Origin of the sequence: Acidisarcina polymorpha (assembly GCF_003330725.1) — a bacterium.
GTDB lineage: Bacteria > Acidobacteriota > Terriglobia > Terriglobales > Acidobacteriaceae > Acidisarcina > Acidisarcina polymorpha.
In genome coordinates this window covers 5,733,056-5,758,925 of record NZ_CP030840.1, presented here as the reverse complement: position 1 = coordinate 5,758,925, position 25,870 = coordinate 5,733,056, and the positions used below count along the sequence as shown (strand labels likewise).

The following is a 25,870-nucleotide window of genomic DNA, read 5'->3' as shown; positions in this document are numbered from 1 at the left end:
ATACCATTCGCGTGTTACAAGTTGGTTACCTGAATTTAACCTTCAGGCCAGGTTTGGAGCTGACGAGCGCCGTGTCCACAACTGGTGGAGATAACCGCCAAAAAGTCCAAAAAGTGGACTAGCCAGAAGGATAAGAACCTGCACGATCAACGACTGCGAATCATGCCCCGATGCCAGGCTGAGGATCCCAACAGACAGGCAGATCAACGACGAACAGGCGGCATTGACCAGTTCATCGTGGCCCGAAAGCCGGGCTGCGATGTAGCCTCCCAGAACTGAGCTGCCGAAGCCCAAGAGAAGTTCCGCAGCTTGAACCGGTCCGCTCCTTTGCATGGCGAGGGCGACGGTCGTATGCGCATGACTCCGCGTAGAATGGAGCGTCCCAAGGCGGGACATGACCAAGGAAACCAGCAAAACCGCTCCCAACCCGGAGGTCAGAATACCTGCCAGCCCCCCGATCACGATGGCCTTCGCAGATAGCCTGCTCATGGCATGTCCTCTGATTTGCGATGATAACAATCGAAACACGATTGCGCCTTGCTGGAGGCATAAGAGTTCCAAAGCGATGCTTCTTGGCAAGTGAATAATCCCAACTTGGTATGACCCAGAACGCAACCATCAATACGCCGCTCCTGAACACCCGGTACCTCGCTTCAGGAATGCGAATCATCGTCGCCTGCTCAGGGGGTGCTGATTCTGTCGCCTTGCTGCGGACCCTCCTTGCGTGGAGAGACAGGCTCGGGATCGTCCTTTCGGTTGCTCATCTGAATCACCGCATCCGGGGAGCAGAGTCCGATGGAGACGAAGCCTTCGTACGCGCTTTGGCTGCCCAGTTTGACCTAGCCGTTCACCCCCAGTCTGTAGATACTCCGGGAGAGGCAGCGGCCCATCGGCAAGGTCTCGAAGAAAGTGCCCGCAATCTCAGATATGCCTGGTTCTGGAAGCTTCTAGCGCAAGCGGAGGCAGATGTCCTGGTCACCGCCCATACCCTCGATGATCAGGCCGAAACTGTCGTGCACCGGCTGCTTCGCGGCGCATGGACTGAGGGGCTATCCGGAATTCACCCCGTGTTAAGACCGCCCACCAAACAGCCCGGGCCCACCAAGCAATCTGCGCCCAACAGGCAGGCATTGATCGTGAGGCCGTTTCTAGATACCACCCGCGAGCAGATCGAGGCTTGGCTGAAGGCCATTCAGCAGCCGTGGCGCCAAGACTCCTCCAACCTCGATCTTGTGTATACCCGCAACCGTATCCGCCATGACTTGTTGCCGAAGCTGGGGACCTTCAACCCTGAGATCCGAAAGCAGCTTGCCCAGCTCGCCGTCCTCGCCCGCGACGAAGATGCGTATTGGCAAGCCGAACTTTCGCGCCTCTTGCCTACCCTCTTTCTTCCCGGACGAGCTGTTCGCGGCGGTGGGCGGGCGACGAACACCCTGACCGGGAGCGACTCTCTGGCCATCGAAATCGAGCGCTTGCGTTCGCTGCACCCGGCGCTTCGACGCCGAATCGTGCGCACTGCAGTCGAGCAACTCGGCGGTACCGCATCCTTTGCCGATACCGAGCGGTTGCTCAGCTTGTGCGGGCTTGGCGACTCTGAGGGCTCAGATAGCTATGGCAGCGCGGATAGCTCCAGGCTGGACTTGTCTGGAGGCTTACGCGCCGAAAGAACGCCCCGGGAACTGCGTCTCCTTCGCGAACCGATGGGGATTGCAGCCGGTGATGTGCTTTCTGCTTCGGTCGAATACACACTGCCGGTTCCTGGTGTTGTGGATGCGCCAGCATTCGGACTGCATCTTGACGTGACCGTCACAGAACCGAGCCTGGCGCCGCTTCCCTCTGCCACGCTTCGCGCCAGCCGTCCGGGGGATCGGGTGACGCTGCGCTATAGCCGCTCGCCGCTGAAGATCAAGGAGGCCCTTCAGCGGGCGCGGCTTCCTCGCGACAGTCAACCCCCGATGCTTGAGTGGCAAGGTGAGATTGTGTGGGTGAAAGGTCTCGACATTGAATCGAAAGCCGCTAAGGACGCAGCCCTCGTGATCGTTGCCTCACCGTTGAATTAGCATCGGTTCTGCATGGAAATTTTGGCCCAGGCTCTGGAAGCAGTTGACCCTCAAAGGAGAAGACCTAGGCACAGCCGTAGAAACCGGGTTGCGCTACTCCATTACCGCTTCAGCATCCACCCCGCCCCGGCTCGTCAACATCACCGCAGCCGCCAGGATGAGCGCGCCTCCGACCCAGGTCAGCGGACCCAGTTTGTCGCCCATCAACTTCACCCCGAGCACCGAACCTAGCGCCGGCTCAATATTCAGGAAAACGCCTGCCCGCGAAGCTGGGACATGATGAATTCCCCAGTTCCAAAGCAGCGTCGTTGTTGCGGTGCATAGAACCCCGCTGGCCGCCAACGCCAGCCAAGCTGCCGAACTGACGCCTTGTAGCGGCGGCAGCCCATCCACCGCCAGAACCCAGACTGCCAGCATCGCTGTCCCAGAGATAACGCCGTAGGCAGTTATCACCAGCGGTGGATGCCGCCTCATCAGCCGTTGATTGATCAAGATCCATGCTGATGCTATTAGCATCGACAGCACCACCAGCAAGTCGCCGGTGAAGCCTGGTGCATTCGCCAACCCAGCCCACAAGCCTCCGCTGCCGACGCCACTCCATACGATTAGTCCCACGCCCGAGGTCGAGCCAAATAGCGCTAGCCACCCGAAACCATCCAAGCGTTCGTGTGTGAATGACGTCGCAGCAACAGCCAGAATGACCGGCATCGTTCCCACCATTAAAGCGGCATGCGAGACGCTCGTCAGCTTGAGTCCCCAGAACTGGATGAGAAACTGGACCGGCACACCCAGGAATGAAGCCAGCAGCAACAACCTCCACTCCCCGCCACTCAGACCTTTAGCTTGACGAAAACTCCGTTGCCAGAGGATCGGCGACAGTCCCAAGCAAGCGAAGAGGAAGCGGTAGAGCACCATATGCCCGACTCCCATCTGCCCAAGTGCGATCTTGCCAAAGTAAAATCCTGCGCTCCAAAGACAGCCGGCCGATGCACAAGCCACATAGCCCATTGCGGTTCGGTTGCGCCCCGCCAGTCTTGAGTCCATCTCACCAATGTCGCACAGAAGTCCAACCAGGCCCTAGGTTCAAAAGCTGAGGACTCGTCAGGCCCTTGCCTGCTACGCTTCGCGGGCATTCGATTCGCGGGCGACTCGGACCCCGGGTATTCCTGGCATAATTTTTCTGGTGAAAGCGGCTCGATCAGACACCAGCATGAATGACTTATCGAGAGCCTTTCAGCTGGGCGGGTGACTCCTTCAACACTTTTCCTTGCGCACCACCGCACATCCCGTTAGCCTCACTAAAATGAGTCTCACCTCCGAAGAGGCCCAGCGCCTCCAACAAGCCGCTACCCAGGCCGCAGAAAACGCCTATGCGCCTTATTCGAACTTTCGCGTCGGCGCCGCGATCCTGCTTGACGATCGCTCGATCGTCACCGGCTGTAATGTTGAAAATGCATCATTTGGCCTTACGATCTGCGCCGAACGGTCAGCCATGGTCCGCGCGGTCAGCGAAAAGGGGCCGCACGTCCGCGTCGCCGCCATTGCCATAGATAACCTCAACGGGGCACCAAGCTCCCCCTGCGGAGCCTGTCGTCAGGTGCTCAGCGAGTTTGCCCAGGAAGATGCCATGGTCTTCTTCCCGACCGGCTCTGGAAATGCAGTGAGCGGGATGGAAAACCGGCCATTTTTTGACCTATTCCCTTTCAGCTTCGCCCTGGCCAAGTCTCCCTCGGAGCCCTCCTAAAGAATGGCCGATCCCGCTCAACCGATCCATCACCACATCATCGACATCATCCGCAAGAAGCGCGATGGTCACGAGCTAAACGCCCCTGAGATCGAATTCGTGGTCAACGCCGCGGCGCGGCATTCCGATCCCGACGCAACCCAGCCAGCTACGGAAGCCCAACTTGCCGCCTGGCTCATGACCGTCCTGCTCCGAGGGCTTACCGCTGCCGAACTCCACGCCCTCACGAAGGCGATGCGTTTCTCCGGGGAGGTCTTCGATCCCTCACCATTAGGCAAGTTCGCGATTGACAAACACTCGACTGGGGGAGTCGGCGATAGCACCTCGTTTATCGTCGCGCCAATCGCAGCCGCAGCCGGACTCTCCGTTCCCATGATCAGCGGTCGCGCTCTCGGCCATACGGGAGGCACGCTCGACAAGCTCGATAGCATCCCAGGCTACCGCTCCAACCTCTCCCTCGCCGAGATGTTCCGGGCTTTAGAGCAGAACGGAGCGTTCATCGTCAGCCAGACGAAGGCGCTCGTTCCCGCCGACCGGGTCCTCTATGCGCTGCGCGATCATACCGGGACCGTAGAGAGTCCGTACCTGATTTGCGCCTCCATCATGAGCAAGAAGCTGGCGGCCGGGCTCAACGGCCTCGTTCTCGATGTCAAGACTGGCTCTGGTGCTTTTCTCAAGAGCGAGGAAGAGGGACTCTATCTCGCTTCTCTCATGGTCCGGACCGGGGAAGCCTCAGGAACCCGGACGGTCGCAGTTCTTACGGATATGAATCAGCCACTCGGCCGTTTCGCCGGTAACTGGGTCGAAATCTGGGAGGCCGTCGATGTGCTTAGCGGCAAACGCCACCCACTCTGCGAAGACATCCTCCAGATCTCCCTCACCCTTGCCGGATGGATGCTCCACCTCGGCGACAAGGCGCCAACTCCTGCGGCCGGTTACGATCTTGCGCAAGACTTGCTTACCTCGGGCGCCGCACTCACAAAATTCAAGCAGATGATTGCAGCCCAGGGGGGAGATGCTGGCGTCTTCGATGACCCGGGCGCCTTCCACACGCCGGCCGCCACCAAGACAATCTTCGCTCGCAGCAGCGGGTATCTTTCGGCCATCGATACGGAGAAAGTCGGCTGGGCAGTCCAGCGTCTTGGTGCTGGCCGAGAGAAAGCGGCTGAACCGGTAGACGCCTACGCTGGCATCGAGATGCATGTTAAGCTCGGTGACCACATTGAACCCGGCCAGCCACTTATCACCATGTTCGCCGCCGATCCCGAACGGCTTGCCGAGCCCGAAGCGCTCTTGTATGAAGCAATAGCCATTGCCGATGAACCGAGCACAGTCCCGCGCCTGATTTACGAATGTGTGACTGTCGAGAACGCTGATCGATTCTCCATACCCTGAATGAAGGTTGGTCGCGACCGGCAAACCGCCCTTGTTCAAGTCGCGATTTGGTTCTTGTTTCTTAATCTTGATCCCTACCTTGCGAAGGAGCGCATCATGGCCAGGTTCACCGGAATCCTCGGACTTCTCACCATGCTCCTTCTTGCGTGGCTCTTCTCAAGCAACCGCCGCGCCATCCGGTGGAGAACCGTTCTTTGGGGACTCGGATTGCAATTCGTCTTCGCCATCCTCGTACTCCGCTTCACCGTTGGCCAACGGATCCTCGCAGCTGCCGGAGACTTGGTTACCGGGATGCTCAACAACGCCTTCGCCGGCTCGCAACTGGTCTTCGGCGAACTAGGCAAACAGCATTCCACCTTCGGCCCGATCATCGCCTTTCAAGTCCTGCCGACAATCATTTTCATCTCTGCTCTCTTCGCCGTTCTCTATCACCTCGGGATCATGCAGATCGTCATCAAGGCCTTCGCCTGGGCCATGCAGCGCACCATGAAGATCAGCGGAGCGGAAAGCCTCAACGTCGCCGCCAGTATCTTCATGGGCCAGACTGAAGCGCCTCTCACCATTCGACCGTTCCTGCCGGGCCTTACCCGCTCTGAACTCATGACCGTGATGACCAGCGGAATGGCCCACGTCTCCGGCGGCATTATGGCCGCCTATATCCTCTCAGGCATCCTCGCGAAGGACCTGCTCGCCGCCGTCATCATGACCGCGCCTGGCACTATCCTCATCGCCAAGATGCTTGTGCCCGAAACCCAGGTACCCGAGACCGAGGGCACTGTTCACATGACCGCCAGTGAGGAGCACAACGAAGAGAATCTGCTGGGAGCAATCGCCCGCGGCACTATCGACGGAGGCCGGCTCGCCTTCAATGTTGCCATCATGCTGATCTCCTTTCTCGCGCTCATTACCTTGCTCAACGGAATCTTTGGCGACCTTCACAACTGGCTAGGCCGTTACCACATTCCGTTCCCGTCGCAGTTGGGAGTCGTTCTCGGCATCCTCTTTTCGCCGGTAGCGTGGCTGATCGGCATCCCCTGGCATGATGCGCCTCTGGTTGGTAACCTGCTCGGCACTCGAACCATGATCAACGAAGTGGTTGCCTACTCTCTGCTCGGCCAGCAGAAAGCGATGCTGGCGCCCCGCTCTTTCACCATCGCTACCTTCGCCCTGTGCGGATTCGCTAATCTCAGTTCCATCGGCATCCAGATCGGCGGCATCGGCGCCCTTATCCCTGACCGCCGCAATGAGCTCGCCCGTCTTGGTCTCCGGGCCATGATCGCCGGCACCATGGCCAATCTGATGTCCGCCTCCATCGTCGGATTGCTGGTCCGCTGACGCTCTCGAGACCTTCGGCGGCGCGAACTGGCTCTATAAACAAGGAAATCCCATATAAACAAGGAGATCCCAGTTCAGGAATAATGTCCGCTGTTTATTCGAACTTGTGCAATATTGCTCAGATCTCGCTTTGGAATCAACGCTAAGGTGGTCAAATCGATGGAGTCGGGACCCTACGGGTCGCACAGCGCTCCTATTGCAACGCACCTTGGGGGCGCTCCCCGCGTCCCCTCTTTTTTGACTCTCCAGCTTCGCTTACCTGATTTCCAACCAAAAATGTCCAAGCCAAGCCAAAAAAATGACTCATTGGCGAGCCTCTCAGGCCTTTGTACAGCCCACAAGGGAAATCCCTCCCAGCGTCGACTTCGCGTCACGGCGATGAGGCTGTGAAGATGATCCTTCTGGGCGGCGCACGGCTTTTTATTCCGCCGTCACAACTCGCGGCTCTTCTAAGCCTTCTTCTCAAGTCGCCAGCCCGGATGTCTTGAAACCGCCAGGGGTCCCCATGATTGTTCAGATTGATCAATCTAGACACTTTGTTTGCAAGTTTGAACATTTTTGTGGCAATTAAGATCATTTTCACTTATTTTTTATTCACGTCGTTGCTGTAGGATCCCGGCCTCCCGCCAGGATTTTTCCAGGGCGCAAATTGATAAAAGACAGACCACGACGCCCTGGCGTCGGCAACCTGCCAAGCGAGGCCTCATCCATGCGTTTTTCAAAACATATAGTCGGCTGTTTATTCGCGATCTTGTTTGGAACACTTCCCCTGATTTCGCAGACCGTTACCGGCTCGATCGTTGGCTCCGTCACTGATGCCTCGGGCGCCGTCCTTCCCGGAGCCCAGGTGGTCGCCCACAACCTCGACACGGGCGTGGATTCTCCTACCACCACGAATGCCTCAGGCTTCTACCGCATCGAATTTCTCCCGATCGGCCATTATCAGGTGATCGTGAGTGCTAACGGATTTAACACCCAGACGCTTCCGCCCTTTTCGCTCGAGGTCCTGCAGACGCCCACCTTCAACGTCAAGCTGGAAGTTGGATCCTCTTCGACCACGGTGAGCGTTTCGGCGGCCGCGCCCATCCTGAACACCAACGATCCCACCCTGGGCACGACGTTCACCTCGAACACCATCCAGAACTTCCCGCTGAATGGCCTCGATTTCTCAGCCCTGACTCTGTACGTGCCAGGATCGGTCAGCACTGCCGGCACCTCGGGCACCACCAGCATTGAGCGCAGCACCTACTACACCGATAGCCCGAATTTGAACGGCAACCGCGCCCAGGCCAACAACTACACGCTCGACGGCATCGACATGAACGAGACCCAGAACAATCTGATTTCGTACAGCCCCGCTCCCGATGCGCTTGCCGAGGTCAGAGTCTTGACCGCGAACTCCCCCGCAGACTACGGCAACGTAAACGGCGGCGGGGTGGTCAGCGTGCTGAAGAGCGGTTCCAACCAGTTTCATGGGTCGGCGTACGGCTACACCCAAAATGCGAACTTCAACGCCAACACCTGGTTCAACAATCATCAAAACCCCAAACTGCCGATCAACCCTTTCTCGCAGTCGCAGTTCGGCGGCACCTTTGGCGGGCCTATTAAGCGCGACAAATTGTTCTTCTTCGTGGATTACCTCGGCGCGCGTTTCCACCAGGGCGGCACAACTACCGCCAGTGTGCTCACAGCGGCCATGCGCAATGGCGATTATTCTGTGTTGCTGAGCGGCGCTAACGGCAACCAGGCAATCCAGCTCTACGATTCACAGAACAACTTCGCTCCCTACGTCAACAACCAGATTCCGGTCGTCAATCCAGTCGCCAAGTTCCTCTTTGCGAATCCGTCCTTATATCCACTGCCCAACGCCACTCCATCGGACGGAATCGCCGCGAACAACCTGCAAGGCTCATCGCGAAAGTTCAGCACCAACAACCAGGGCGACGTCAAAATCGAATACGATCCCAGGGCTTCCGACAAGATCACCGGTTTCTATTCCATGTCGACTGCCTATGACGGATCGACCGCGCTGCTCGCGATTGCCTTCCCCAGCACCAACCTCTACCCGACCAAGCTCGGCGGACTGAACTGGGTCCACATCTTCTCTCCCGGCCTGATCAACTCGGCCCGTATCGGATTCACCCGCACCACCTGGAACAAGGCAGTTCCTACCGATCCTAGTGGGCTCTTTGGACTCGCAGGCAATAGCAAGGTAGGCATTCCGTTCGGCGTTCAATCCTACGTCGGCTTCTCTAACCAGGGCCTCGGCGGCGGCCTCAGCGACGTCGGCACCACGGCGGATAACCAGAGCATCATCGACAATACCTTCAGTTACATCGATAACTTGACATGGCAGCGCGGCTTGCACCTGCTCAGCATGGGCGTTCAGGCGCTCCGGTATCAGAACGACTACACGACCGACAACAACCAGGGTTTTCTTGGCACTTTCAATTACAACGGCGACTATACCAGCAATCCGGCCTTAACCAATGCCGGCGGCTACGGGCCGGCGGACTTCGTGCTGGACCGCGTCAGCGAAGCCGCCATCACCTCGCAAGGAATTCTGGTCGGCCAGCGCCAATGGCGGGTTGCCGGCTTCGTCCAGGACGATTGGAAGATCCTCCCTAATCTCACCCTGAACATCGGACTCCGTTACGAATACGACCAGCCGTGGATCGAAGCCAACAACAAGACCGGCAACATACTTCTCGGGACTGGGCAGGTCGTGTATGCGGGCCATGTGCCGGCCGGCGCACCTCCAGGCTCGGGAGTATGCAGCAACCGCGCTTGCTATCAACCCACCTACAACCAGTTCATGCCACGTCTAGGATTCGCTTATCAGGCGAATGATCGCTTCGTGCTGCGCGGCGGCTATGGCGCCACCAGCTTCTTCGAGGGCAACGCCGCCAATCAGCGCCTGACCTCAATCACTCCCTTCGTCCAGGCGGTCGACATCAAGCCGCTGACTCCGACCACGACCAGCCCAGGCGCACCCCGCACCGTTGAGCAGGGCTTTAGCTTCTCCGATCCTGCCGATATCAATTTCAACGGCTCCTCATACAACGTCTACCCCCAGAACATCAAGCCGGCCTACGTCCAGGAGTGGAGCCTCACCGCCGAATACGCCATCACCCGCACCACCTCGCTCCAAGTTGGCTATCTCGGTGAACAAGGCCAGCACATCGAGGACTACGGCAACGTCAACCAGTATTTGGTGAACGGTGACCCGACCACTGCGCCGTTCTTCAACAACACGAACCTTGGCATCGGCTCCCAGACCCTGTTGATCACAGAGTCTCGCGCCGCGATGAATTTCAACGCCCTCGAGTCGACGCTCCGCCAACGGCTGAACAACGGCCTCGAGTTCACCCTCAACTACACTTATGGCAAAGCCCTCACCAACAGCCTCGGCAACTACTCCCTGAACGTGAACGGCTATAGCGGCGCTTTCCAGAACTACTACGACAGTCATGCCGATTGGGGTCCGGCGGGCTATGACGTTCGCCACAACGTCTCCGGAACCGGTGTCTATGCTCTTCCCGTTGGCCGTGGCAAAACCTACCTCTCAGGAGTGAACCGCTGGGTCGACGAAGCGATCGGCGGCTGGAAGATTGCTGTAGCCGGCGTCGCCTACTCCGGCTTTCCTCAAACCGTCACCGCTCCCGGCAACAACTCCAACAGCTACGGAAGCTCCCGCGCCAATCAATATCGCAAACTGAAAATCGTGAACCGGACGGTCAATAACTGGTTCGGCACCGATCCTTCAGCGACTCCCTGCACTGCAGCCGGCGTCGACAACGGTGTCTGCGCTTTCGGTGTTCCCGCACCCAATACCTTTGGCTCTTCAAGCAACGGGGCAGTTCGCGGACCGGGCTACCTCAACGTCGATAGCTCAGCATTCAAAGACTTCCACATCGTCGGCGAACAGTCGCTGGGCTTCCGCTTCGATGCCTTCAACGTCTTCAACATCGCCAGCTATGGCAATCCCGATATTGGTGTAACGGACACAAACTTCGGGCAAATCGCTAGCCTGGGCACACCCGTGCGCTCGGTCGAACGGCATCTGCAATTCTCCGCGCGCTACTCGTTCTAGAGCAGAACCAAGTCCGGATTTCTCACCATCGTTGAGAAATCCGGATAACGTCGCGAGAGTGAGCGAAAGTTAATCGACTATCACCCTTGATTGAAGCATTTCCACTTCTGGTCTGAACGAGTTTGAGGCATTGGAAGTAAAATGCTCGAACCTGAATACTTTATTTTTGCGGAGGCCCCTTATGCGCATCGGGTGTAGTCGATAGATGATTCTGGAAATTTGTGTGGACTCCGTCGATTCGGCGCGAGCGGCCGAGCACGGCGGCGCGCAGCGTGTCGAGTTATGCTCTGACCTCGCCGAAGGGGGCATTAGTCCAAGCGCCGGCTTGATCGACGGCGTGCGCGCCGCGCTCGACATCCCGCTCTTCGTCATGGTGCGTCCCCGGGCTGGCGATTTCCAGTACAGCGCCGACGAGTTCAAAATCATGCGTAAGGACATAGCCGTGGCCAAGGAGTACGGCGCTGACGGTGTTGTACTGGGTCTACTGAAAGCCGATGGCACAATCGACGTCGAGCGCACTGGCGAACTCGTTGCCCTCGCCCGGCCTATGCAGGTCACCTTTCATCGCGCCATCGACCTTGTGGCTGAAATAGAGGAAGCGCTTCAGCAAGTCATCGCCAGTGGAGTTGACCGCGTCCTCACCTCCGGCGGAAAAAAGTCTGCGGTCGCAGCGCTCGGTTGTCTCACGCGGCTCGTGGCACAGGCTAAGGGAAAGATTGCGGTCATGGTCTGCGGAGGCATTCGCAAGGGTAATGTGGAACAGATAGCGCGGGCAACCGACGCCACGGAATTCCACTCCTCCCCGCGAGTCAAGCTCCTGACCGGACAGATGCCTATCTTGAATTTAGGCACACCAGGGATCGACGAGTGGAGCCGTTATGTTGTTTCCTCAGAAGACGTGCGTGCGATGCGCACCGTAATGGATCGGCTAGAGGCAGGTGTCTCCTCTGCAACTGATCTCTCCTCTTTCATCGAAAGATAAGCACCCATGTCCTCTAAGACCGATCAGCGCGCGAAAGAGATTCTGCGACTCCTCCTCCAGCAGGGAAAAACATCGATCGAAGAGCTGAGCGGTACCTTCGGCACTTCCTCCGCCAGCGTCCGGCGCGACCTGGTCCGCCTTGAGGAGCGCGGTTTAGTGCATCGCACCCACGGCGGAGCGATGCTTGCCGAGCAAGCGGTGTACGAGCCGTTCCGCTTCGACGCTTCCTTTCAGGTCCGCGAAGACCGCTTTGCTCAGGAGAAGCAACGGATCGCCCAGGCCGCCGCCGGAATCGTTCAGGAAGGAGAGACAATAGGCCTCAATGCTGGCACTACGGCAACCCAGATCGCCCGCTGCCTGCGTCAGCGCTCCAACCTTCGCATCGTCACCAACGCCGTCAATATTGGCATGGAACTGAGCAGCAGCGCAGGGCTGACCACTCACCTGACCGGCGGCACGATGCGTTGGGCCGGAGCATTTTCGCTCATTGGCCCGGCCGCCATCGAGTCGTTGAACAACCTGGTTATGGATCGCCTCTTCCTCGGTGTCTGCGGCGTCGATGCCATGCGCGGGGCGACCGCCATTGAACCGGATGAGGCGGCCGTCTTCCGCGTGATGACCCGACAGGCGAAGCAAGTGGTCGTGGTCGCCGATTCCAGCAAAGTCGGGATGGCCAGCCCGGCCGTCATCTGCTCTGCCGGTGCGATCCATATGCTCATCACCGATGACGGCGCTTCGGAAGAAGCGCTCGCGGCGTTCACCCGCCTCGGCGTCCAGGTGATGGTGGTTTGAACAAGCAGCTCGTTCGCCGGTTAATTGCAGGCGCAATCGCTGGGGGAACAAGCCTTCTGGCGCTTCCCTTTACTGGCGCCTCGAGCGTGACCTAATACTTCAACGAGAGCCGCCCGCTCCGCTGTCGCTATAGACCTGGAATTCGCGAATGTGTGCTTCGCGCGCGCTTGAAAGAATATTTAGCCGTAAACGACTCGTCCAGACCGGAGCGAAGCGGTCGATCTTCTCATGGCCGATCGCCTGCCCAAAGGCCAGCGTCTTCCACTCCTTCCCCGTCCATGCCTCGATGGCGTACTTCTCGACATTCTGCCCATCGTTAAGCCACTCCATCGTCGTAACTCGATCCACCCGGGCCGGCTTGGCCAGGTTCAACTCGAGCAGGGCATGATGAGAACCCGCGGGAGCTGACCAGAAAGTGTCTGGATCTCCATCCAGCGCAGCCCCGGCCTCAGCGCTCGTCGGCTGATGCTGAAGCGCTAGATTGTTCGCCTTCAGGCCGGCAATTGCCGATCCCAGCTCTCGTAACCGGGCCACATCCACATCCGGCAATAGACCGCGATCGTCAGGCGCGACCCCGAGCATCAATTGCGCGCCTCGTCCGACCGTCTCTTCATAGGTCTCGGTCAGAGCTTTGACACTCTTCAGCGAGGCTTCGTCATGAGGATACCAGAACCAGTGCAGGTCCCGCAGCGGGGTGTCCGCTTCAATCGGTCTCCATCGCAGATAGCCATGCCGGTCGATACCATTCCAGTTCTCATAAGCGACGTGCCCCGATTCGGTGCCGGCCCAACGCGCATCTCCATATTCGAAGAGACCGGTATCGGCGAAGACGATCGTGTTCGGCTGATACGTGCGGAGCGTCTCGATGATCTTGGCGAAGTTATAAACGTGTCCTCCGCTTCCTGCTCCGTCCAGCCAGAACTCGACAAGGTCCCCGTAGTTCTGCGCCAGCTCTTCTAACTCGGAGAGATAGTACTTGTCATAAGCAGCAGCATCCTGGTATCTCGGATCGTGACGGTCCCAGGGTGAGAGATACACCCCGAACTTCAAACCATGTCTACGCGCCGCACGGGCCACGTCGCCAACCACGTCACCCTTGCCACCCTTCCATGGGCTGCTCTTGATGCTGTAGTCGGTCTGCGCCGTTGGCCATAAGCAGAACCCGTCATGATGTTTCGCGACCAGCACTACGTATTTCGCCCCGCTTGCCTGAATCGCATCCATCCATTGATCGGGATCGAATTGAGTAGGATTGAACACGGAGGGACTGGCCGTGCCGTCGCCCCATTCCCGGTCGAGAAACGTATTCGTGGAGAAATGCAGGATGACCCCGAACTCCAGATCCTGCCACGCGACCTGCTGCGGGGTCGGCTTTAAATCGGTAAAGTTCTGCGCCAGCACCAGCCGCGCGGACATGCCGGCGAAGACCAGAGTTGCGGCCAACGCTATCGAGATACACTTCATCCTTTGGGCCTTCCTGAAGCTTGGCTATTCACTCGGCAACCGATTGCCCTGCCGCGCCCGCCACAGCGCCCCTTGAATCGGGTCTGCCGCTTCGGCGTGAATCTGGATACCGGCATAGGTAGCACGCAACGACTTGCTCATTGCCTCGCGGAGCGGAAGCACCTCGCGAAGAATGCTCCCTGCAAACGCAACGCTAGGCACACTGCTGGTGCTTGCCTGCTGGTCACCGGAAGCAGTGGCCTCAAGCCTACGAATACGCTCGATGACCAAACCGGCCAGGTATGCCAGGTCTTGTCCGCCTTGCTCGACGACCTCTATCGCCACCGTATCGCCCGCCGCCGCACACTCCACCACGATGGGGGAGAGTTGCGCGAAGTTCGGCATCGGGTTGGCATTGGCTGCCTCGATCAATTCTCCTAGCGAGGTCAGCTTCCAGTGCGCCATGATCTTCTCCAGCAGCGTCGTGTTGCGCTGTTGGTCGATCGCCAAGAATCCCTTGCGGAGACCCTCATGTCCAAGGAACATGCCCGAACCCTGGTCGGCCAGGGCCGGCCCCCAGCCACCGGCTGTGACAATCACGCCACCCTGGGTTCGACCCGCAACATTCGATCCGGTACCGGCCAGTACGAGCACCCCGCGTCCACCCGGAAAAGCGGCATCGAGGGCTATCTCGACATCGCCCAGGATCAGCAGCTCCCCGCCTACCAACGCTCCAAATGACGTTCGCAGCCAGTCAGCGACCAACGGAACGGTTTCGCCCGATGTACCCACGCAAGTGCGCGTGATCGCCTCCGGAGCGATCCCGGACATTTCCGCAAGCCGGCTCACGCCTTCGCGAAGATTGTGGCTGGTCGTAGCCTCGTCCTCGCGCAGACGCTTAATTGATCCAGTGCGGACCGTGGCTAGTGTGCGGTGCTCATCCGCCAGTAAAAACTCAGTCTTCGTCCCGCCGGCGTCCACCGCCAGAAAATACCCCATCCGCTTTTGCTCCATTGATTTGACTTAATTCTAAGGCAAAAGAGTTAAGGAATCAGTGCGCGGCACATCGCAAAGAAAGACAAAGCTCCCACTGATAGGAGCTGCTTCCGCGCAAGTGTTGTGGCTTGCCTTTGTCGACAGAACCGCAACATGAGCGAAGCAATTAAAAACAGATCTAGCATCGGAACCAGGTTCGCTTGCGAGTTCGGCCGTGCATCGGATTTTTATAACCGATTGTCGAACTCGTCAACCCAGATGCTTGAGAAGCACTACTTCAGCAGCTCGGCGCTTTCTATCAATACCACACCGCTTTCGGTAAACTCCGCTTCAATTCTCTGAACAGATCCGTCCAGGTCGATGGCACGGCAAGCGTCACGGACAATTACCGCAGGTAATCCCAGACGGCGCGCGTCGAGGGCCGAGTAGCCGACGCAGTAATCATAAGCAAGCCCCACAAGAAAGACTCGCCGCAACTTGCGCTCGCGCAGGTATCCTGCGAGCCCCGTCGCGGTGGTATGGTCATTCTCGAAAAAAGCGGAGTAGGAATCGATGTCCGGATGAAAGCCTTTACGCAACACCAACTCGGCTCGAGTGAGACCTAAAGCAGGATGCAGTTCAGCGCCCGCGGTTCCCTGCACGCAATGATCAGGCCAAAGAGTCTGCGTCCCATGTTCCAAACTGATCGATTCGAACGCGGATCTTCCCTCATGCACATGCGCAAACGAATGATGGTGCGGAGGATGCCAGTCCTGGGTCAGTACGATGTCCGCGAACAAAGGCGCGATCCGATGGATCACCTCAATGACGGCATCCCCATCTTTCACCGCAAGTGTGCCGCCCGGGCAGAAATCATTCTGCACGTCGACCACTACTAACACGTCCTCAGAAGTTATCTGCATCGTCTCCCGGAATCTGCCTCCTGTCTTTCCCACCTGCGGCGGCGCGGCCCTCAACAGCTATGTGCTGTACCTCGGCTGCGTCACCTCGGGGTCACGGGAAGCACCAGCGCAGATGGGTGGCTGGCATCGTGATAGATGGTATTGTTTGCCTTCAACCCCTCTTCGCTGTCATTGCCGGACTTGCCGGTGTTGAGATTTCTGTCAAAGCGCGGGAAGTTGCTGCTGCTCACTTCCAGACGAATCTTGTGCCCCTTGAGGAATACGTTGCTCGTCGACCACAGATCGATCTTGTACTCGTAGATCTCTCCAGGAACGATTGGCTTGGCGCTGGTCGTCGATTCACGATAGCGCGCTCGCAAAATACCTTCAGTCAGGTTCTGGGCGAACCCGTCCGGCCCCACGTCCACCAGCTTGGCCGTAAAGTCGGTGTCGACCGCAGAGGATTTCGCGTACAGATCAAGCGTTATGGGCCCGGTCACCTCGGTATCTTGCGTTAGGGCGGGCGTCGAATAGACGAGCACATCCGGCCGGCTCTCCACCTCACGCTGGTCCTTCGGTCCGGGAGCAAGATGCTCGCCATCGCAGCATAAAGGGCCTCCAACCGTGGGGGTCGGATTCATCGGGTCGTAGACATAACCATCGCCTGGTTCGGTTCGGGCATTGACAGTCGAAAGAGTCCCATCGCCGGTAGCTCCATTTGCCTTGCCACTCGAATGAAGGAAGTAGCGTGTGGCTTGTGCTCGCTGCAGCGGCCAGTCATCCTCAAGCCGCCACTTGTTCTCTCCCATCACGAAAATCTTCACTCGCTTTCCGGTCGCAAATTCGTTTTGTATGCCTTTGAACAGAAAGTCGTACCACGCCAGCGTTACCTGGTTCTCATCGAACTGGGCCGCCTCAGGTCCAAAGTCCACGTCGCCGATCTTTCGACCCATGCCGGCATGTCCGCCAATGGTAATCAGCAGTCTCTGCCCGTCGCGCGCCGCCTGGTTGCCAGCGTGCTCCTCGAGACCCTTGTAGTTCCGCAGTGAGCCGCCCTGGAAGATGTCGTACCATGCGGCGACGGTCAAGGCCGGGACCTGGATCGACGCATACTGTTCCTCGATCGCCCACTGCTTCCAGTAGTCGTCGTATTCAGGATGCCTGAGCCAATCAAGATAGTACGGCGCCAACTCAGGCGTTTGGTCCGCATCGGAGATCTTCAGGTTGAACAACGGATATTGCTTCAAGGGCAACACCATGTTGCCGACCCGGGCATTCGAGGCAGCTTTCACCTTGCGGTTCAAGGTGTCCTGCGCCAGACCGGTCGTCCAAGATTGATTGAACCACTGCTCGAAGGCCCCTCCCTGGTAGGTCCAGTTCTCGTGATAGTTGCTGGCTGTGACGACTGGACAAATGCCGGCAAGATGCGGGGGATGGTTCACCGCGGCCAGCATCTGAGTCGCGCCGACATAGGAGCCGCCGAACATGCCCACCTTGCCGTTCGAATTGGGCAAAGCCGCCGCCCACTCCACAGCATCGAAGCCGTCTTCCCCTTCATGCTTGAAGGTGTACCACTCGCCCTCGGAGGTATACCGACCACGGACATCCTGCACGACCACCACATAGCCCCGCTTTGCGGCGGATTCGGCAAAGGCAGCGGCGTTGTTCTTGTCATAAGGAGTGCGTTCGAGTAGTACAGGATATTTCGCATTTCCTGCCGGATGATAAATGTCCGCATGCAAGGTCACGCCATCGCGCGTCTTCATGGCGACGTTCCGCTCCACCACGATATCAAGGCTTTGCGCCCACAGTTCGACCGCGATCAGCAACGCTGATAGTAACAATGTAGAACGAAACCGTCTTTCCATCACCAGCAAGGCCTCCCCTTGAAAATCAAGCACACTACTTGTAAGCAGAGCTGGAGTTCAAGCCGCTCTGACTAACGCAGTCATCAACGCCTCACGCCGAACCTGAACCATCCGGTCCACATTGCCAAGCACCCGAAGCCAGAAAAGGACTGCCAGAACCGCGAGCGCCAGCAGCACCGGGATCGACCAACCGGCATGTCCGAGGATCGCCAGGGGAAGGTACACGGCGACGCCCACGGCAAAGATCGCCATCTGGATCAGCAGACTCATTAAGCCGTTTCCAACGGAACCCTGTTCGCGCGACATCCTCGTCAACGTCATCCTGTAGGCCATGGTGATCGACAAAATGTTTCCTGCCGCGAGATTCGCCGGCAGAGCAAAGAGCAGCCAGCATAGCGTGGCAAACGCCAACTGTCCTGCGGGCAAGCCAAAACGAAAGACTACCATCGTTCCCACCAACAGCAATTGCAAGCCGAACAAGCCCACATGCAGAATGTTCTTTGCCAGCACCACCGTGTGGAAGGGTGTGGGAGCTAGGAAGTAAAGCTGTATGCCCGCGCCCTCTCCGCCCAGACTGTTACAGACCAGTCGCGTCAAGGGCAGAAATCCATAAGCCACCGCCATCGGAAACATATATCGAAGCAGCAGGCTGGATTCGCCGCCCAACGATCCGCTTGCTGCAAACAACACGATCATCGGCGCAACCAGACTGAAGAGCATCACCCCACTCCGCGATAGGTAACGAAGTTCCTTCACCAGAATCGCCGCGAGCGGCCCCGCCAGCCAACTCGCGTTCGTACCAGCCGCCTCGATCAGCGATCCACCGCGGGCTCTCTGCTTCTTCACCGCCTCTGGAGCCTCGCCAAGACTTTCACCGCAATATTCCGCCCGCAGCCGTAGCCCGAGCAGCAAACCAACCGCCGTCGAATACGCTACGACCCCCGCCAGCAACGACCCCGCCGGAACCATCCGCCGCTTCGCAGCCAGATCGATTTCACTGCCCGTCATTCCAGGCGGGAACAGTCTCTGCACACGACCAACCATGTTCGCGGCCGTCATCAACTCGGCCCGGTTCATCGAAGCTGCGTGTTGACTTCCTCGATGAAGCGCCGGATTCAGCAACTGCAGTCCCAGGAAGAGAAACAGCATTACCATGCCCAGGATTTCTTTCGATCGCCTCTTGGCCAGCCAGCGTTCGATCCAGATAAAGATCATCCGGGTCAGCAAGAAGTTGAACAACCCAAAGACGCCTAGCGCCACCGCTGCAGGGAGCGCGAGACTCCCCTGCGCTGTTACCAGGCCGATCCAGATACCGAACAGCGCGATGCCGCCCATCAAGGAGGAAGGATCGAAAATCCCAAAAGATAAATAGAGTAACGAATACGATCCAAAGCTCACTGGAAAGCGGCGCAGCACACTGAAATCCACATTCTCCTGCGTGGAAGCCAGCATCAACGGGAGCGTCTGCCACATGATCAGCACTGGCCATAACAGCATCGGAAGATAATTCAGCGAACGATCGGAGGCGATCTCATGCGCCACCGCCCCACAGCCTACTCCGATCCCGAGCCAGACTAGAGCCAGGAAGGCGCTTCCAAAGATGCGCGCTCCCAGTTCAAACCTTCCCCGCGTCGAGCGCAGTGAATTGACCAGCATTTGCGCGCGCATCCGAACCACTGCCGCATACTGCGAGCGCGCCATCGAACCTAGAATAAAACGCTCTTCAAAATTTCCGCCGAAGTCAGTTAAGCCAGCCATGACAGTTCCTGGGGGACCGACTCGTGCCCAGCACCCACAATGCTCAGGAACATCTCCTCGAGGGTCAGCTTTCCTGAGGCTGCGCCCCCCGCCGAATGCGGCGACACGCCTGCACGCAACTCATCGAGCGATCCATGGGCCACCAGCCGCCCTTTGTGAATGATCGCTACATGGCTGCAAAGCCGCTCCACAATCTCGAGTACATGCGAAGTCAAAAAGATCGTGACCCCGCGATGGATCATCCCCTGAAGCATTGCCTTCAAAGTGCCTGACGCCAGCGCGTCCACGCCTTCGAAAGGCTCATCCAGAAATAACACCTTGGGCCCATGAATGACCGCCGCAGCGAGCGCCAGCTTCTTCTGCATCCCGTGGGAAAAATCGGTAATCAACTTTTTGGACTCGTTGGCCAGGCTCATGAACTCCAAGAGCTCCTCAGTGCGGCGACTGGTCGTCTCTTGATCCAGTCCATACATCCGGCCCACAAACCGGAGATACTCCGGAGCCGTCAGACGCCCTAGCAGCGCCATGCCTTCTGGCACAACTCCGATCTGTCGTTTGAGCGCAAGGGCGCTCGCTCCGAAATCGCGCCCGAGAATCTGCACCTGCCCGGAGGTCGGCTCCAGGAGCCCTGTCAGCATTTTAATGGTGGTCGACTTCCCCGCCCCATTCGGCCCAAGAAATCCAAAGAACTGGCCGCGCGCAACGCTGAAGGAAACGTCGTTCACAGCCGTAAACGTGCCGAAGCATCGCGTTAGTCTTTGACAAGAGATCGCCTTGTCATTCAATCTTCCACTCTCGGAAGGGTCCTCATTCTCGACATCCATGCGTTGCTCTTCCCGGTTTCCGAGGTCTCTTCCGAGCGTCATGCAAGCGACAGTATCACACGCCTGCTCCTGCTAATTCGATCTCGGGAAAGTAGGGTGCAAAAGAGAGCACCACTCCTAAGACGCCGTGGCGAGGCAACTCGTGCAAGTCGCAACCATTCGGCGCCGGGCGGGAAACTCCAGAAAGGCAGGGCGTGATCTGTCCACCGCCAAAGGCCAGACTTTCAGTCGTGCAAAATTACGTTGAGCAGTGACTTATGCACCCGGATTCGGCCGTTGTATTCAATAAATCCAAGCTTGCGAAATCGATTCATGAAAAAGCTTACCCGCGAGCGGGTAGTGCCGATCATCTCCGCCAACATCTCCTGGCTGATCTTCGGGATGAAGATCTCCGGCTCACCGGATGCGCAAAACTCCGCCATCAACAAGAGAATGCGCGCCAGCCGCTTCTCGCTCGAGTTGAACAGTTGATCAACCAGGTCGGCCTGGATCCTCATGCTGCGGGTCAGCAGGAAAGACATGAAGAAGTCTGCAAAAGCAGGCTCCTCATGGATGACCCGGATCATCTCTTTCCTCTCGACTCGGATCGCGGTGCATTGGGTAATAGCGGTGGCCGTCGCCAGGTGCAGACCAGCCACGGCCGCCACCGACTCCTCGCCAACGAAATCGCCCGGTCCGAGCAGAGTGAGGGTCGCCTCTTTACCGCTTTTAGAGACGACTGCAAGCTTGGCCCTTCCTTTACGGAGGTAATAAACGGCGTTTGCCGGCTGTCCCTGGGTAAAGAACGCTTCTTTTCTCTTCAGTTGCACGATGCGACGGCCCAACCCGGCGTTTGCAAGGAAAGTTGCCGGCTCAAAACCATTGTTCGAGTAGATCATCCAGCGGCACCTTCATAAGACCGCACTTTCGTATGCACTTCGTAAAACGACGGTGACGTTAGGCCCAGGTTGAGCGCAGCCAAACCGGGCCAGATTTACTAGGGCTTCTCAGCAAAATTGTTTACCGCTCCCGCCGAATTTTGCCTCAACGATCACTTCTGTTCAGTGCTCCGGAGATTTCGCCCAGTTTGGCTACTGATTCGGGGAAAAACTGTTCTCTTTTGCACAGTTCCAGACAGGAGAGTCTGGGGCACTTCTCTTGTTGATTAGGCGCCGGCACGACCGGCGGATCGAATTCCTCAGGCTGTACCAACCGGGAAAAGGGAGTGCCAATAAGAAACTTGCTCTCGCTGCCAGCAGTGGCCACACGCTCACATCAGAAATCGACGTGGGCGCGGATCGAAGGAACATAGGCCGGACCGCGGTCGCGGTTATATCCCGGGTCGTTGATGAAGCTGAATCCGAGTGCGTAAAAGAGGCCACGCCATGCATGAAGGTTGTAATAGGTCTCCAGGATATTCTCTCGTCCGTACTTCAGCGTGCCGTCTCCAAGAATAAACCCGTATCCGCCCAATTTGAGGTACTGGGAATGATCTTTTGAAATTCCGTCAGTTACAAAAGCTACTCCAATCTTATCCACCGGCCGTCCCCATCTCCGGCCAGCCAGATCTCCCCCAAACAACACCGTCTGATCGATCTCGGTGTAGGCGAAGGACTCATGTTGACCCTCGTTCCATCCAAATCGGGCAAAGGCGCGAAAATCAGGAGTTACCTGCTGTTCGGTGTTGAAGCCAAACCCATATTTCACCGCTCCGAAGTGCTCGTGCCTGGTAATGTCCGGCACCGCATCTTCTCCGTCTAAAAAAGCGTTGATGGCCTGACGGTAAACGCCCATGTGGGCATGGTTCCAGTAGCTGAGCAGGCGGATCTTTCCCGGCCACTTCGTGGGGAGCAAACCGAGTTCCAGTTCCACCTCCAGGTTTTCACCCCGCGCCCGCGAGAACGCCCAGTCGAGGTTGATGCCATTCGCGACTGTGGGCATTTGGAAGATCCCATAGCGTACCGCCCACCTCCGGTCAAAATACTCAAGCGCGGCGCCCTTCGTATATCCTCGCGTATCGGCGGCATAGTCGTAGGCGCCGTTATTGTCGATCGCCCAGTTTGTAAACTGGAGATGGCTGTCACTCCCCACCGCGTTCTGGTCGAATAGATCGGGAATGCTCATCTTGCCGACGTGCAGCGTCAATCGCCTCACGGCAGCTGTCGTCGCCATGGAGAACGGTCCGCGCTCCACTTCGACCGTCTCAGAGGTGAGCGGAATCGTACCCTGAACCACCCAGCGAGCTACATAGGGCACCGAACCGAGGTTCGGGTTCCGCACTACATCCAAGTTGGTGAAACCGGCCAGCCCAAGCGCCTCGCTGAGACCACGTCCTCCCGCGGCTTCTTCATCAAAGAGGACCTCCAGCAGCTTATGGGTGCCAGGAACCTGTAAACCGGTGTAGAGCGTTCCAAGCAACGACGTCTTGTATTCGCCTGCTCCCTGAAAACTGTTCCTCCCCTGATAAGGCGAATGGAAGGAAGGATGAGCTTGGAAAATGATATTGGTTTGACCTGAAATCCAGAGTGGCCAGGTCTCCGAATGAGGAAACATCGTGGTCATCGGCAAGACCAGGGAAGGCTGTTCAGCTTCCGCCTCGGCGGACTGTGAGGTACCCGTCGTGGCGGCGGCGACAGTCTCTTGCGCGGCTACCTGCCAATTGATCGGCGCAGCCGCAGGGGGGTCGAAGATCGCCGCATCAGGCTTTGTTCGACTATGGGTTGCCACCGGCAGAGTCTCTTGCGCTAGCAAAGGCCTTGCCACCGACAGCAGAAGGCCGAGAACAAACAGAAAGAGCCGCAGACGTCCTCCTGGCAAAAATCCCGATTGCCGATCCTATTCTCGGCATCCAAGACCCCGCAAAAACGACACAGTTATCAGCAGCCTACCGAATAAGTCGCGGCTCAGATCCCGCCTCAATTAATTGTCTATGAATTTCTCTGAAGCTGAAGCACACGAACTCATCCCGCAATTTGCAACTTAACCTCAATATTTAGTTGCAGAACGCTTTGCCGGGTCGCCATCTAGTCTGGGACCCCGGCAAAGGTTTTGGCAATGGGGAATAATTTTGCTAGGAACAGCAGGAGAAGCGGCGTCTCGCGGCTCGGCACTCACCCGTGTAAGGAGGGCCGGATCAACTTCCGTCTCATGGCTCTAGAACGATGCCGGTTTCTCCCAGTCGGCGAAAACAAACTCCGAAACCGGCTTGCGCTTGCGAGGCTCCAGTTCCGTTTTCTGCAGATCACTTGGCAAACTTGCGGGATCACCCAAATACCCGATTGCCGTCACCGCGCCCATATCGAAGTCGGATGGTATGCCAAAAGACGCTCGCGCCAGTTCCTTGTCGTAGCCGGCCATCGAGTGGGTGTGCAGTCCCTCAGCGGCCGCTTGCAGGGAGAGATACGCGGTTGCCGCTCCCGTGTCATGCAACGCATAGGCGTTGGGGCCGCCGTTCTGGGTAAAGGTCTTCTTACCGATCGAGAGCACCAGCACCGGGGCGCTTTTCGCCCATGATTGGTTGAACTCGACAAGCGAATTAAAGATCTTCTTATAAGTCTCATCGCCCCTTCGCCCGAGAAAAAACCTCCACGGCTGTTCGTTATAGGAGGAAGCAGCCCAGCTCGCGGCCACAAACAGCCGTTTCAGATCCTCGGCCGGAATGAGGCGGTCGGCAAAAGCACGAGGACTCCATCGCTTCAGGATCAACTCAGGGATGCCCTCCGTTGCCGGAGCGTGCTTAGTCTTTTCTAACTCTTCGGGGGTGACGTTTACAGACGTTCTATCGGACACAAGGTTCTCCTCAAGCGGCAAATCACCGCTGCGCCTTGGATGCCGGTTGGGCGCAAAGGGAGCAAGGCTCGCTCACTGCTCTCCCCGCATCGGGGAATGACCTCTGTGGTTGTCTCAGAAGTTAGAGGGCTGCCTGCGGCTGGCGCTATCTGGAACGGGGCGGCGACTGGCGGGTGCTACTCCTTGAGCGTCTCTTGCCGGTAAACTGATCACCATTGCCTTGGCCACTGCATCGGCCGCGGCGCCATAGGTCCGCGAGGTTCCAGCATCGAGGTAAACCGAATCGCCGGTTTCCAGCACTTCACACTTATCGCCGAACTTGATCGCTAATGGTCCCACGATCGCAAACACGATCTCGTATCCTTGGAACATGGTCGGATGAAAACCAGCAGTACGGCTCGCCGGTAGGAACTCGGCTATGCACGGCTTCATCGCGTTATCCGGAACCAGAATCCCGAAGCTTTCGGCGATGTAGGTTGGATTAGCACCTTCGCCCTGTGGCAGCCTGACCCGGTCTTTTCGCCTGGAAATGCGAAATAAGGCCTCGCGGTCGGCTTGGAAGAAATAGGAGATGTCCTTGCCGAATACCATGGCCACACGAGCGAGATTGCGAATCGTCGGAACCACTCGTCCGGTCTCCAGCTGCGAGAGGAAGCTTGCGGAAAGGCCGGTTTTCTCGCCCAACTCGACCAGACCCATTGATTTTCGAAGGCGCAGCCGCTTGATCTTGTCGCCCAACTGGCGTTGTTCGATCAGGCTCTCGACGGCTGCCGGATCGACGGCCAACACACTCTCAACTATGGCTTCGGACTTTTCCCCCATTTGGCCTGTTTTCTCCCCTGTCGTAACTCGCACCTGTGAAGGCGTCCTCTGGACTCCCTCGTTCAATCACTGAGCGTAGTTTAAGGGAGTTCGTTGATAGAAAAGCAGATGGCAACGAGTTGCCCTCCATGGGCTCAACAATTGAACTGAGCCCTAAGGGAGAGATGAAAGAACCCTTGCTTGAACGGGAACAAACAGGATATATCAGTTCGTCAGGATCGGGGCGCGCTGTCTCGAAAATTGCAGTTGAAGAGATGATTCATCGGCCCCTTCCCCTTACCAACGGGATATGCGGATTGGAGTGCCGCCGTCACATAGTCCTTCGCACGGCTCGCAGCAGTAAAGGGGGCGTCACCAAGGATGAGCCGGCAGAGTAATGCGCTTGACAGCGCACATCCGGTTCCATGGGTGGAATTCGTCTGAACCCGATCCCCGCTAATCCATTCAGCTTCCCCATCGCCGGTCAACAGAAAATCGTTCGGTCGATCCAGGTGGCCGCCAGTCACCAGAACATTCAGCCGCTCACGACGGGAGTTGGAGGCGAGATCCTGCAATCGCGCTGCGGCTGGCGGAACATCTTCGGCCTTCGAAACAGAAATTCCGGACAGAACGGAGAGTTCCTCCAAATTGGGAGTCACCCAATCGACTTGCCTCAGCAGCCTCTCGCGAAGAAAGCTTACTCCTGCCGGCTCCAGCAGCTCGCGTCCGGAGCTCGAACGGAATACCGGATCGAGCACCACCAGAGTCTCTGGGCTCGCTTCAAGGAACTTGGCAACTGCCTCGCAAATATTTCGATCAGCCAGCATACCCAACTTGATTCCGGAGAAAGTTACATCTTCGCTGAGCATGTTCAGCGTGGCCGATACGGTAGCGGGCGACACTGGCTCAATGCTCCGCACCCCTTGCGTGGATTGCACGGTCAGAGCGGTGATGCACGACATGCCGTAAAGATCGAAGGCGGCGAAAACCTTGAGATCAGCGGTCATCCCTGCTCCAGAAGAGGGATCGAAGCCCGCGATCGACAACGCCACCGGGCGAGGTTGGCCATCCGCTAAATTTTTCATTGCCTTACGTCCGTTAGTCGTGTAGATTCAACAGCTTGAATGCCG

The 25,870-nt window shown here is 57.8% G+C and carries 20 protein-coding genes; 7 read left to right on the top strand and 13 right to left on the bottom strand.

Translation table 11 applies throughout. The features are described 5' to 3' along the window. Nucleotides 1-42: 42 nt before the first annotated feature. Nucleotides 43-489: a hypothetical protein gene (locus tag ACPOL_RS24500; RefSeq protein ID WP_114209378.1), complete on the bottom strand. Its 447-nt coding sequence runs from the start codon at nucleotides 487-489 to the stop codon at nucleotides 43-45. Between the two features lie 110 nt (nucleotides 490-599). Here ACPOL_RS24500 and tilS point away from each other — a divergent pair, with 110 nt between their 5' ends. Continuing rightward, nucleotides 600-2,060 carry a tRNA lysidine(34) synthetase TilS gene (tilS, locus tag ACPOL_RS24495; protein ID WP_114209377.1) on the top strand — a complete coding sequence of 487 codons (1,461 nt, stop codon included), beginning with the start codon at nucleotides 600-602 and terminating at the stop codon, nucleotides 2,058-2,060. 93 nt (nucleotides 2,061-2,153) lie between these two features. Here tilS and ACPOL_RS24490 read toward each other — a convergent pair whose 3' ends face one another. Further along, the gene (locus tag ACPOL_RS24490) at nucleotides 2,154-3,104 is read right to left on the bottom strand and encodes a DMT family transporter (protein ID WP_236657001.1); all 951 of its coding nucleotides are present in this window, start codon (nucleotides 3,102-3,104) and stop codon (nucleotides 2,154-2,156) included. Nucleotides 3,105-3,327: 223 nt separating this feature from the next. Here ACPOL_RS24490 and ACPOL_RS24485 point away from each other — a divergent pair, with 223 nt between their 5' ends. From ACPOL_RS24485 to ACPOL_RS24460, 6 genes are all read left to right on the top strand, one after another. Next, the gene (locus ACPOL_RS24485) at nucleotides 3,328-3,804 is read left to right on the top strand and encodes a cytidine deaminase (protein ID WP_414633317.1); all 477 of its coding nucleotides are present in this window, start codon (nucleotides 3,328-3,330) and stop codon (nucleotides 3,802-3,804) included. A 3-nt stretch (nucleotides 3,805-3,807) separates the two neighbouring features. Further along, nucleotides 3,808-5,199: a thymidine phosphorylase gene (locus tag ACPOL_RS24480; RefSeq protein WP_114209374.1), complete on the top strand. Its 1,392-nt coding sequence runs from the start codon at nucleotides 3,808-3,810 to the stop codon at nucleotides 5,197-5,199. A 96-nt stretch (nucleotides 5,200-5,295) separates the two neighbouring features. Further along, entirely contained in the window at nucleotides 5,296-6,534 is a 1,239-nt protein-coding gene (locus ACPOL_RS24475) for a NupC/NupG family nucleoside CNT transporter (RefSeq protein ID WP_114211030.1), read from the top strand. A 709-nt stretch (nucleotides 6,535-7,243) separates the two neighbouring features. Beyond that, nucleotides 7,244-10,627: a TonB-dependent receptor gene (locus tag ACPOL_RS24470; RefSeq protein ID WP_114209373.1), complete on the top strand. Its 3,384-nt coding sequence runs from the start codon at nucleotides 7,244-7,246 to the stop codon at nucleotides 10,625-10,627. A 205-nt stretch (nucleotides 10,628-10,832) separates the two neighbouring features. Beyond that, nucleotides 10,833-11,609: a copper homeostasis protein CutC gene (locus tag ACPOL_RS24465; RefSeq protein ID WP_114209372.1), complete on the top strand. Its 777-nt coding sequence runs from the start codon at nucleotides 10,833-10,835 to the stop codon at nucleotides 11,607-11,609. Between the two features lie 6 nt (nucleotides 11,610-11,615). Continuing rightward, entirely contained in the window at nucleotides 11,616-12,401 is a 786-nt protein-coding gene (locus tag ACPOL_RS24460; protein ID WP_114209371.1) for a DeoR/GlpR family DNA-binding transcription regulator, read from the top strand. A 99-nt stretch (nucleotides 12,402-12,500) separates the two neighbouring features. Here the strand turns inward: ACPOL_RS24460 and ACPOL_RS24455 are convergent, their stop codons facing one another. The 11 genes from ACPOL_RS24455 to thiD form a co-directional block, all read right to left on the bottom strand. Then, nucleotides 12,501-13,865 carry an alpha-L-fucosidase gene (locus tag ACPOL_RS24455; protein WP_114209370.1) on the bottom strand — a complete coding sequence of 455 codons (1,365 nt, stop codon included), beginning with the start codon at nucleotides 13,863-13,865 and terminating at the stop codon, nucleotides 12,501-12,503. Nucleotides 13,866-13,889: 24 nt separating this feature from the next. Then, complete coding sequence (locus ACPOL_RS24450; protein ID WP_114209369.1) at nucleotides 13,890-14,843, bottom strand: N-acetylglucosamine kinase; 954 nt, start codon at nucleotides 14,841-14,843, stop codon at nucleotides 13,890-13,892. Between the two features lie 269 nt (nucleotides 14,844-15,112). After that, the gene (gene pncA / locus ACPOL_RS24445) at nucleotides 15,113-15,742 is read right to left on the bottom strand and encodes a bifunctional nicotinamidase/pyrazinamidase (protein WP_114209368.1); all 630 of its coding nucleotides are present in this window, start codon (nucleotides 15,740-15,742) and stop codon (nucleotides 15,113-15,115) included. 80 nt (nucleotides 15,743-15,822) lie between these two features. Beyond that, on the bottom strand, nucleotides 15,823-17,589 hold the full coding sequence (locus tag ACPOL_RS24440; RefSeq protein WP_114209367.1) for a CocE/NonD family hydrolase: 1,767 nt from the start codon (nucleotides 17,587-17,589) through the stop codon (nucleotides 15,823-15,825). A gap of 57 nt (nucleotides 17,590-17,646) precedes the next feature. After that, nucleotides 17,647-19,347 carry a hypothetical protein gene (locus tag ACPOL_RS24435; RefSeq protein WP_114209366.1) on the bottom strand — a complete coding sequence of 567 codons (1,701 nt, stop codon included), beginning with the start codon at nucleotides 19,345-19,347 and terminating at the stop codon, nucleotides 17,647-17,649. Then, complete coding sequence (locus ACPOL_RS24430; RefSeq protein ID WP_114211029.1) at nucleotides 19,335-20,171, bottom strand: ABC transporter ATP-binding protein; 837 nt, start codon at nucleotides 20,169-20,171, stop codon at nucleotides 19,335-19,337. Before ACPOL_RS24430 ends, ACPOL_RS24435 begins: the two co-directional genes overlap by 13 nt. Before the next feature lie 224 nt (nucleotides 20,172-20,395). Beyond that, entirely contained in the window at nucleotides 20,396-21,049 is a 654-nt protein-coding gene (locus ACPOL_RS24425) for a Crp/Fnr family transcriptional regulator (RefSeq protein ID WP_114209365.1), read from the bottom strand. Between the two features lie 376 nt (nucleotides 21,050-21,425). After that, the gene (locus tag ACPOL_RS24420) at nucleotides 21,426-22,877 is read right to left on the bottom strand and encodes a carbohydrate porin (protein WP_236656999.1); all 1,452 of its coding nucleotides are present in this window, start codon (nucleotides 22,875-22,877) and stop codon (nucleotides 21,426-21,428) included. A gap of 426 nt (nucleotides 22,878-23,303) precedes the next feature. Continuing rightward, nucleotides 23,304-23,939 carry a nitroreductase family protein gene (locus tag ACPOL_RS24415; protein ID WP_114209364.1) on the bottom strand — a complete coding sequence of 212 codons (636 nt, stop codon included), beginning with the start codon at nucleotides 23,937-23,939 and terminating at the stop codon, nucleotides 23,304-23,306. Nucleotides 23,940-24,053: 114 nt separating this feature from the next. After that, nucleotides 24,054-24,761: an XRE family transcriptional regulator gene (locus tag ACPOL_RS24410; RefSeq protein WP_114209363.1), complete on the bottom strand. Its 708-nt coding sequence runs from the start codon at nucleotides 24,759-24,761 to the stop codon at nucleotides 24,054-24,056. 212 nt (nucleotides 24,762-24,973) lie between these two features. Beyond that, nucleotides 24,974-25,825, bottom strand: a complete 852-nt coding sequence (gene thiD / locus ACPOL_RS24405; protein WP_114209362.1) for a bifunctional hydroxymethylpyrimidine kinase/phosphomethylpyrimidine kinase — start codon at nucleotides 25,823-25,825, stop codon at nucleotides 24,974-24,976. Nucleotides 25,826-25,870: the final 45 nt, after the last annotated feature.